We start from the raw sequence: 6,594 nt of genomic DNA, 5'->3' as shown, positions 1-6,594 counted from the left end.
CCGGAAGGGCTTGGTGACGTAGTCCCGCTGTCCCGGGCCCAGTTCGGGCACGAGTTCGTCCAGCGCGTCGTACTCCGTCAGGACGAGCACCGGGGGGCGGTGGGCCACGACGGGCCGTTCCCGGGCCAGGCTCGCCATGTCCGGCAGCGCCGCGTCGACGACCGTCACGTCGAACCGCTGCTCCGCGAGCCGCTCCAGAGCCTCACCCCCGGTCCCGGCCAGGGCGGTGCGGTATCCCGCTAACTCCAGCGTGGTGGAAAGGAGTTCGGCGACACCCGGCTCACGGACGACGAGCAGGACGTGTTGACCGGCTCCACGGGCGTGTGCCGGTTTCAATCGGGCGCCACTGCCGTACATGTGCTCCACCCTACGGCCCGCTTGCCTAACTCAACTAATTCTCCGGTGGTTTCGGGTTCGCCCGCAGGGCGTCGGCATGACCGGTGCCGGGCGCATGCCGACGACGGAGGCCACCAGTGCGGTCCCGGTGTCGATCGGCCTGTGCCCGGACCTGACGGGTTCCGGCATGCCGGCTACGGAGCCTTTCGCGGGGCGTGCCGTTGGGTGAACTCATCGGCGAGCATGCCCATCACGACGAGATCCCGGTGGCGGCCGGCAAGGAACACGCGATCGCGGAGGCGCCCCTCCTCGACGAAGCCGAGCCGACGGTGAAGTGCCAGCGACGCCTCGTTGTGCGCGAAGATCCGTGCTTCGCACTTGTGATAACGCTGCTCGGCGAACATGAAACGCAGCAGCATCACCACGGCTTCGGCCGCATAGCCCTTGCGCCGATGATCGGCGCCGATCGTGACGCCGTACTCGAACCAGCCCGCACGCGGATCAGCCTGGTACGAGCCGACGGCACCGACTGTCTCCCCCGCGTCGACGTCCTCGATCGCCAACTGGAAGCAGTCACCATCGGACTTGGCAGCGGCCTGTTCCTTCGTCCAGGCACGAAATCCTTCGGCGGAACGAGGCGGGTTCAGGAGGTCGCCCATCCGCTCTTCGTCCACGGCGAACCGCATGAACGCGCTCCAGTCGTCAGGCTCGATACCGCGCAGGCGTATCCGATTGCCGGTCCAGAACGATGTCATCCCCCATTCGATCACGCTGCAAAGTGCGAAGTACAGACCACTCACCAACCCCGACATGCCATGTGACCTGGCACTTCGAGCTTGCCGCCCCGCCGTGGCCGACCGCCTCGACTTCACCGACCCCGCGAACCTCGGCCGCTTCTGAGGAGGACGCGGTGATCGACTGCCGCGCCCAGACCTTCGAGCGTCACCTGTATGGCTACGACCTGGTGCCGGACAACCTCCGCGGGGAGAAGCTGGGGAAGCACCCTTGGATGAACAAGCCCGTCGGTGCGCCATCGGGATCGCCGGTCCCCCCAACCCCGCGTCAGCCCAAGATCCGGCCTGAACCCCCCGATGCCCTGACCGCATCGGGCTTCAGCGGCAAGATCCGCAAGCAGGCGAGGAATCACGGCGAGATCTACGAGTTCCTGTTCCAGGTTCCGCAGGCGCTGCGGTCCGGCCGGGGCGACCTTGCCGGCGGCGGAGGCGATGTTCACCACGTGGCCGCCGCGGCGGGTCTTCGGCGGGGTCAGTAGCCGTAGATCATCTTGTAGGCGACCTCCGGGAGGAACTGTCCGGCCGAGGAGCCGGCGCCGACGCCGCAGTTGCCGTCGGACTCACCCGGCACCTTGATCCACAGGAGCATCTCCGCGCCTCCGCCCAGTCGGGTCGGGGTACCGATACGGCGGCCCGAGGGGTTGCACCACTGGCCGTTCGAGCCGTTGCCGTTGCGGCTGGTGTCCACGACGAACGGCTTGGTGTACCCGTACCGGGCGCCGAGTTCACGGTTGACGGCGTTGCCGTACGCGGTGTTCTCGGCCGTGGTCAGGTAGTTGGAGACGTTGAGCGAGAAGCCGTGAGCCTGCCGTACGCCCGCTTCGTGGAGGCGCTGGGCCATGGTCGCCGCGTTCACCCAGCCCGGGTTGCCGGCGTCGAGATAGACCCAGGTGTTCGGAGCCTGCCGGTTGAACTCGGCGAGCGCGCCGGTGAGCATGCCCTCGCGTTCGTCGATCTGGGCCTGATTCATGCAGCCGTAGTCCCCGAGGGAGTCCGGTTCGAGGACGACGACGGCCGGGCGGCCCGCGATCCCGCCCGCGAACTGGGCGATCCAGTTCGCGTAGGCGGACGGCGAGGAGGCTCCGCCCGCGGAGTGCCCGCCGCAGTAGTCGCGGTTGTAGATGTTGTAGGCGACGAGGAGGGGCAGCTTGTCCCGGGCGTCCGCGGCGCCCACGTACGCACCGGTGGCGGTGCCGATGGTGCCGCTCCAGGAGCCGAACCAGCGGGCCGTCGGGGTGTTGGCGACGGAAGCGTTGATCGCGGGCGCCCTGCCGTCACCGGGGTTGGCGGCGGCCCACCGCTTCGCGCTGGAGTCGGGGTCCGCGTAGAACCCGTTGGTCATCGTCGTCGGATCGGCCGCGTGGGCGGACGGTGCGGCGGCGAGCGCCAGTGGCAGCGCGGAGAGCGCTGCCGCCAGGGCGAGGAGTCTGGAGCGCATGACGGTACCTCGGCTTTCTGACAGGGGTGCGTCGGGACGGGCGGTGGTGGTCGAGCTGGTCTGGGTCGGGAGGCCGGGCCAGGCGCGGATCACCTCGCCGTGGCTGGTACCTCATGACGAGTTCATGACATTCGTATGGTGGCGGTCTCCTTCTGCGGCCCGGCCGTGGGTGGTTGGAGTTGTCCGGCGGCGCCCTGCCGGGTTCGCGCGAGCGACCGACCCCGTCGACCGGCTCGATCGACCGGCTCGATCGACCGGCTCGACCGGCCGACCCGATCGAGGGTTCCGTATACGAAATACCGAACGCGGATCGGCTTGTCGTGCCCTCTGGATGTTAGAGCGCTGATGAATTCCGTCAATACCTCCCGCAGGAATCGTCCTTGGCATCGAAACATTCGAATAGCCTTGCTGGGGAATCGCCGCAGGCTGCCGTGCCGATGTCGCAGCTGAGCCACGTTTCTCGTTCTGCGTGTTCGCGGCGTGGAGGTGTTCCGTGTCGGATGTTGACGCCGCCCGATCGCCTCCCCGGCATCCGTGAGGTCATCGTTTTCGGAATGGCTCACGAAATTTCGAACCGCGCATCCTCTTCCCGTCGGTGTCATGGAGGTGACATCCGTGGGGCCTCTCGCCGACCTGTGGCAGCCCTGTCCGGCGCCGGTGGACAGTTCGGCGAGTGGCGGTCGAACTCCTGTGGCTGCACTGCCTGTTCAGTCTCACCGTGTGGGTACAACCAACTGGCGGTGTCATGAGTCTTCGTCAGTGATCACGTGATGATCGCACTGACGAGGAGACCATCATCACCGCCATACGCAAGACCCTGACCGCCACCGCAGCTGTCGGCGCCCTCCTGACGGGTTCGGCCGCCTGCGGCACCGTCGAGCAGCTCTCCGCCGGGAGCAAGCTCGACCAGGCCTTCGAGAAGCTGGCCAAGGAGAAGAGCGTCTCCTTCGAACTCGAGCTGGACACGGACCCCCGGAGCCTGAAGGCGCTGGACGCCATGTCGGAACCGGAACCCGGTGAGGAGCTGACCGACGAGGTCGCCGGTCTGTTCAGTGACGTGAAGGTCAGCGTCACCGTCCAGTCGAAGAAGCCGATCGGGGAGTCCGGGGAGAAGGACTACGTCGGCATGGCGCTGAAGATCAGCAACAAGGACGGTGACCTCACCGAGTACCGGGTCATCGGCGACTACACCTACCTGCGCTCCGATGTGAACACCCTCAGCAAGGCGATGGGCTTCCCCCTGCCCTCGGTGGAGGACCTGCCCCCGGAGGCGGGTGGGCTCAAGAAGGTACTCGCGGGCGAGTGGGTGAAGATCGACACGAAGGAGATGGCGAAGACCTCCGCCGAGATGGGAATGGAGCCCGGTGCGGAGCCGGAGCCCGAGCCCACCCTCGACGCCAAGACGCAGAAGCGTCTGCTGGAGGCGCTGCGCGGCACCATCGCCCGCGAAGTCGAATTCAAGACAGCCGACGACAAGGACGGTTCGGAGCACATCACCGCGACGGCTCCCTTCCGTACGTTGATCACGGAATTCCTCGGCGAGATCCGCCCGCTCGCGAAGCACTTGCCGCCGGGCATGGAACTGCCCACGGACAAGGACCTCAAGGACGCCCCGAACGCCAAGGTCACGGCCGACTTCACACTCAAGAACGGCGAGCTGACCCAGGTCTCCCTCGACCTCGCCAAGCTGGCCGAGAACGCGAAGGTGAAGAAGCTGGGCGTGGTGGTGCGGATGAGCGAGGGCCGGACGCCCAAGGCCCCGGCCGGTGCCACCGAGCTGAACATGGACGAGATCCTGGGCGGGTTCGGCGCCGCGATGATGGACCAGGAGGGCTTCCTCGAGGACGAGGAGGGCTTCTACGAGGAGGCGGCGGCGTAACCACGCTCCCGCCGGGGCGGGCGAGGGCGTGGCAAACGGCTGCGCCGCGCCGAGCCCCCACTGGATAGGGTCATGGTCATGTCGAACGCGTATCCACCCGCACAGCCGCCCCCGCAGAACCCCTACGGCCAGCCCGCGGGCCAGTACGGCGGTCAGCCCGCCGGCCCGTACGGCGGTGACCCCACCGGTCAGGGCGGCCCCTACGGCCCGCCGGCCGGAATGCAGGGGGGAGCGCACGGGGGAATGCAGGGCGGGGCCTACCCGCCGCCGCCCGGTGCCCCGGTGCCGGGCGCCCCGGCAGGGCCGTACGGAGTCCCCGGCGCGTACGGCGCCTATCCCTACGCGCCCGTACCGGCGCCCGTCATGCCCGGCTCGGTGCGTGCCGCGCAGATCGTGATCTGGGTGCTGGCGGGACTGATGCTGCTGGTCGTCCTGTTGTGGGGGTTCGGCTCCAGTTCCGAGGAGGCCGGCCGGCTGACCGGCGCCAACCTGATGGGCTGGGTGCTGTTCGGCCTGTCGTTCCGGTACCCGACGGCCGGCAACGGAGTGCGGATCGCCTCGATCGTCCTGGCCTCCCTGCAGATCGCGATGTCGCTCGGCGGGCTCTCCCAGGGCAACGGTGGTGGAGGGTTCCCGCTGATCGGCGCGATCGTCGTCGTGATCCTGCTCAACCAGGGCAGCGCGACGCACTGGTTCCAGCGACCGCGCACCATGGGTGACCCGTACGGTCGTTGACCCGGGGAACCGTGGCAGGCGTGACAGCGAGGGCGGCGACGGGGAACCGTGTGCCGCCCTCAGCCGTCTGTGCGGGACTCGAGCGCGTGCAGCACGGACACCATGTCCTCGCCGCCATGGCCCTGTTCGACCGTCTCGGCGTACAGGGCGTGGCAGACGTCGAGCAGCGGGGAGGCCAGGCCGGCCTCACGGGCGGCCTCCGCGATCAGCCGGTTGTTCTTCAGGACGTCCGCAGCCGCCGCCTGGACGGTGAAGTCGCGGGCCAGCAGTTTGGGCGCCTTCATCCGGGAGACCGCGCTGGCCATCGGACCCGCGTCCAGGACGTCCCGCAGCAGACGCCGGTCGAGCCCGTGGCGGTCGGCGAAGTGGAACGCCTCGGCCAGGCCGGTGACCAGGGTGATGAGGAACAGGTTCACCGAGAACTTCATCAGCAGGGCGCCCGGCACCCGGCCGCACGCGAAGGTCTCGCGGCACAGCGGGGCGAGCAGTGGACGTACGGCCGCCACGGCGTCGTCGTCACCCGCCAGCATGGCCACCAACTCGCCCTTCTCGGCAGGGACTCGGGAGCCGGAGACCGGCGCCTCGACGTAGGAGCCGCCCGCGGCCCGGATGTCGTCGCGCAGGGCGTCGGAGTACTCCGGTGAGGTCGTGCCCATGTGGACGACGGTGTGCCCGGCGACGCGCGCGGTGAAGGCCGGGGTACCGCGCCCGAGCACCGCGTCGACGGCGGTCTCGTCGGCCAGCATGAGGATCACCGTGCCGGCCCGGTCGAAGACCTCGGCGGGGCTCGCCGCGACGACGGCCCCGGCGGCGCGCAGGGGATCGCAGCGGCCGGGGGTGCGGTTCCACACGGTGAGAGGGGTTCCGGCGCGGGCGAGGTTGAGCGCCATGGGCTGCCCCATCACCCCGAGGCCGAGGAAACCGACGTACGTCATGTGCTGCCTTTCCTGGCCTGTGCCCCTGCCGAGGCGGGGGCCGTCGCCATGGCTGTCGCGTTGCCCGGTGCCATCGCTATGACAGCGGTCATAGTAGGCGCTTCTATGACGGCGGTCATAGAGTGGATGCCGGTCAGTCGCGGCAATGTGGAGGTCGACAGTGGCGCCGTCCGAACGGGGGCCGCGCGAGCGGATGGTCTTCAGCGCGGCCCAGCTCATCCGGCGCGACGGAGTCGCCGCCACCGGCATGCGCGAGGTGGCCGCCCACGCGGGGGCGCCGAGAGGCTCGCTGCAGCACTACTTCCCCGGCGGCAAGGAGCAGTTGGTCAACGAGGCGGTGGCCTGGGCCGGCCGCTACGCGGGCAACCGCGTGGCCCGGTTCCTGGCCGCGCTGCCGGAGCCGACGCCGAGCGGCCTGTTCGCCGAGATGGTGCGTCAGTGGACCGACGAGTACGAGTCGGTCCACTGACGCACCAT

Annotated in this window: 7 protein-coding genes and 1 pseudogene; 4 read left to right on the top strand and 4 right to left on the bottom strand. The window is 69.1% G+C overall.

All coding sequences use genetic code 11. The annotated features are described in order from the left end of the window. Together BZL64_RS23285 and BZL64_RS23280 are read right to left on the bottom strand one after the other, a co-directional pair. Positions 1–357 (bottom strand): response regulator (locus BZL64_RS23285; RefSeq protein ID WP_143663290.1); only part of this gene is annotated, 357 nt, incomplete at its 3' end. A 173-nt stretch (positions 358–530) separates the two neighbouring features. Then, positions 531–1,091 carry a GNAT family N-acetyltransferase gene (locus BZL64_RS23280; RefSeq protein ID WP_086771142.1) on the bottom strand — a complete coding sequence of 187 codons (561 nt, stop codon included), beginning with the start codon at positions 1,089–1,091 and terminating at the stop codon, positions 531–533. Between the two features lie 155 nt (positions 1,092–1,246). Between BZL64_RS23280 and BZL64_RS23275 the strand changes: the two genes are divergently transcribed. Next, positions 1,247–1,609, top strand: a complete 363-nt coding sequence (locus BZL64_RS23275; RefSeq protein ID WP_086771141.1) for a hypothetical protein — start codon at positions 1,247–1,249, stop codon at positions 1,607–1,609. Here the strand turns inward: BZL64_RS23275 and BZL64_RS23270 are convergent. After that, on the bottom strand, positions 1,603–2,568 hold the full coding sequence (locus tag BZL64_RS23270) for a glycoside hydrolase family 6 protein (protein WP_086771143.1): 966 nt from the start codon (positions 2,566–2,568) through the stop codon (positions 1,603–1,605). The two genes, BZL64_RS23275 and BZL64_RS23270, sit on opposite strands and share 7 nt — an antisense overlap. Positions 2,569–3,565: 997 nt before the next feature. Between BZL64_RS23270 and BZL64_RS23265 the strand changes: the two genes are divergently transcribed. Both BZL64_RS23265 and BZL64_RS23260 read left to right on the top strand, forming a co-directional pair. Further along, the gene (locus BZL64_RS23265) at positions 3,566–4,447 is read left to right on the top strand and encodes a hypothetical protein (protein WP_244205453.1); all 882 of its coding nucleotides are present in this window, start codon (positions 3,566–3,568) and stop codon (positions 4,445–4,447) included. Between the two features lie 78 nt (positions 4,448–4,525). Beyond that, complete coding sequence (locus tag BZL64_RS23260) at positions 4,526–5,182, top strand: hypothetical protein (protein ID WP_143663288.1); 657 nt, start codon at positions 4,526–4,528, stop codon at positions 5,180–5,182. Between the two features lie 59 nt (positions 5,183–5,241). Here BZL64_RS23260 and BZL64_RS23255 read toward each other — a convergent pair whose 3' ends face one another. Then, a complete protein-coding gene (locus BZL64_RS23255) occupies positions 5,242–6,117 on the bottom strand; it encodes an NAD(P)-dependent oxidoreductase (protein ID WP_086771138.1) in 876 nt (291 codons plus the stop codon). Between the two features lie 145 nt (positions 6,118–6,262). Here BZL64_RS23255 and BZL64_RS23250 point away from each other — a divergent pair. Beyond that, positions 6,263–6,577: pseudogene (locus BZL64_RS23250) on the top strand (TetR/AcrR family transcriptional regulator); the annotation flags it as partial. Positions 6,578–6,594: the final 17 nt, after the last annotated feature.

It is taken from the genome of Streptomyces bobili, assembly GCF_002154575.1.
Lineage (GTDB): Bacteria > Actinomycetota > Actinomycetes > Streptomycetales > Streptomycetaceae > Streptomyces > Streptomyces bobili.
Note: the sequence above shows the minus strand (reverse complement) of the source record. Positions and strands in the feature narration are given on the sequence as shown.

Excerpts from the sequence above, each read along its gene's own strand:
- BZL64_RS23280 (WP_086771142.1), bottom strand. The coding sequence starts at position 1,091 with ATGACATCGTTCTGGACCGGCAATCGGATACGCCTGCGCGGTATCGAG.
- BZL64_RS23270 (WP_086771143.1), bottom strand. The coding sequence starts at position 2,568 with ATGCGCTCCAGACTCCTCGCCCTGGCGGCAGCGCTCTCCGCGCTGCCA.
- BZL64_RS23265 (WP_244205453.1), top strand. The coding sequence starts at position 3,566 with ATGTCGGAACCGGAACCCGGTGAGGAGCTGACCGACGAGGTCGCCGGT.
- BZL64_RS23260 (WP_143663288.1), top strand. The coding sequence starts at position 4,526 with ATGTCGAACGCGTATCCACCCGCACAGCCGCCCCCGCAGAACCCCTAC.
- BZL64_RS23255 (WP_086771138.1), bottom strand. The coding sequence starts at position 6,117 with ATGACGTACGTCGGTTTCCTCGGCCTCGGGGTGATGGGGCAGCCCATG.